We start from the raw sequence: 1,801 nt of genomic DNA, 5'->3' as shown, positions 1-1,801 counted from the left end.
GGACCCGAGCGCTCGGGTCCCCTGGAGCGCGAGGAGCGGCGCGCGGCAGCCGCCCCGCCCGCGCCCGTGGGCCCCGCCGCACCCGCCCGGCAGCGCATCGTGGAGCGCGGCGAGGAGCGCGAGCGGCTCGTACGGCTGCTCTCCCGCGGCCGCTCCGTACGGGTCACCGGCCCATCCGGCTCCGGCCGCACCGCCCTCCTCGACGCCGTCGCCGCCGACTGCGCCGAGCTGGCGCCCGACGGCCTGGTCCGGCTGTCCGGCCACCGCCGCACCGCGGGCGACCTGCTGCACGAGCTGTTCGCCGCCGTCTACCACGCGCCGCTGCACCGGCCAGGCCCGGCCGAACTGGCCGCCGTGGTACGGGACATCGGGGCGGTGGTCGTCCTGGACGACATCGAGTTCGGCGGCACCGCGCTCGACGAGCTCCTCGCGGCCACCCCCGAGTGCGCCTTTCTGATCTCCGCCACGCCCGAGGTCGCCGCGCCCTCCGCGGACTCGCACATCGAGGAGGTCTTCCTCGGCGGACTCGGCCGCGAGGCCTGCCTGGAGATCCTGGAGCAGGCCGTGGAGCGCCCGCTCGCCGAGGACGAGGTGGCCTGGGCCTCGATGCTGTGGTTCGAGTCCGAGGGCCTGCCGCTGCGGTTCGTCCAGGCCGGGGGGCTGCTCCGGCAGCGATCCGTGCAGGGCGAGCTCGTGCCGGGCGAGCTCGTGCCGGGCTACGAGACCGGCTACGCGGACCCGCTGCCGACCATCGCCGAGGCCGCCGCCCCCGCCGCCCTGCTCGCCTCCCGGCTGAGCCCGGCCGCCCGCGAAACGCTGCGGTTCGCCGTCGCCCTCGGCGGCGCGTGCCCGCACCAGACGCACCTGCCCGCCCTCGCCGGGGACACCCACGCGGACGCCGCCGTGGGCGAGTTGCTCGGCTGCGGACTGCTCACCGCGGCCGGCTCGCACTACCGGCTCGCCGCCGGAGCCGCCTTCCAGCTGGAGTCCGCGGGCTACGGCGAGGGCGCGGACGACCGCGCCCTGACCGCCGCCCAGCACTATGCCTGGTGGGCCGGGCACCCCTCCGTCACCGCCGAGCGCGTCGCCGCCGAGGCCGACGCGATGCTCGCCGCGCTGGCCGTCCTCGTCGGCCGGGGCGAGGCGGGAGAGCCGGCCGCGGCCGTGCTCCTGGCCCGTACGGCCGCTCCCGCGCTGGCCGCGGCCGGGGCCTGGGGCGCCTGGGAACGGGCACTGCGGTACGGGCAGGAGGCCGCGCGGCTGACCGGGGAGAGCGCCGAAGAGGCCTACTTCCACCACGAGTTGGGCATCCTGGCGCTCTGCACCGGCAACCTCGACCGGGCGCGCGCCCAGCTGGAGGCCGCCATCAGCCTGCGCGGCGCGCTCTCCGACCGCCATGGCGCGGTCGCCGGGCGGCGCGCGCTGGCGCTCGTCACGGACCGGGCGGCCGGGCTGGTACCGGGCATCCCCATCGCCGGCGCCCCCTCGACCGGTGGGCCCGCGACCGGCGAGCCGGGGCCCGGCGGACGGCCCGCCCTGCCGCGGCGACCCGCCGCGGGGGACTCGATACGAGCCGGGCGCGTGGGCGGCCGCTCCGGCGCCGCGCCGGGCCCGGACACGGACGCCCCGACGGCGCCCACGGTGTCCGGCCTCGCCGCCGCGGCCAACCCGCCCACTGTGCCCGGCACACCCGCCGTCCTCCGCGGGCCCTCCGCCGGCAACGCCCTGTCCGGCCCGCCGGGCGGACCCCGCGCGCCCTACGCGCGCCCCACGCCGCCGCCCGCGCCCACCGTCCCCAACC

Annotated in this window: 1 protein-coding gene; it reads left to right on the top strand. The window is 79.6% G+C overall.

The genetic code is table 11. The features are described 5' to 3' along the window. Positions 1-1,801: Cdc6/Cdc18 family protein (locus AOK16_RS23635; protein ID WP_240483724.1), on the top strand; the 1,801-nt coding region annotated here is incomplete at both ends.

The sequence above is a fragment of the Streptomyces pathocidini genome, assembly GCF_001418495.1.
GTDB lineage: Bacteria > Actinomycetota > Actinomycetes > Streptomycetales > Streptomycetaceae > Streptomyces > Streptomyces pathocidini.
Note: the sequence above shows the minus strand (reverse complement) of the source record. Positions and strands in the feature narration are given on the sequence as shown.